The following is a 314-nucleotide window of genomic DNA, read 5'->3' as shown; positions in this document are numbered from 1 at the left end:
ATTGTTATGGGGACAGGAAAAAAACAGCCAATAGGCATGATTAAGGATTTAAAAGGTGCTGTAACAGATGGTATTTATCCAGATAAAAAGAAAATAGTTCTAAAGGATTTTACACCCGCAACAATTGGCAAAGAAATTTTAGCACCTACAACAAAGGGTGGAACGAAACGTTATACAGGGGTTACTTTGATTCTGAATCCATTAGATTACGCAACGAAATTCTTCCCTATTGGCGCGAAGCGTAAAGACGATGGAACTTGGACGTATGATAACTTCGGTGTACCAGGTTTAACGATTGTTCAATCACCGGCTGT

General features: G+C 38.9%; 1 pseudogene. It reads left to right on the top strand.

Going from position 1 to position 314, the window contains the following annotated elements:
• Positions 1-36 precede the first annotated feature (36 nt).
• A pseudogene (locus ACQGS6_RS29560) lies at positions 37-314 on the top strand (phage major capsid protein); the annotation flags it as partial.

It is taken from the genome of Bacillus sp. GMs2/2 (assembly GCF_050172095.1).
Lineage (GTDB): Bacteria > Bacillota > Bacilli > Bacillales > Bacillaceae_G > Bacillus_A > Bacillus_A cereus.
The sequence above is the reverse complement of the archived record's forward strand: the minus strand, read 5'-3'. Positions and strand labels throughout refer to the sequence as shown.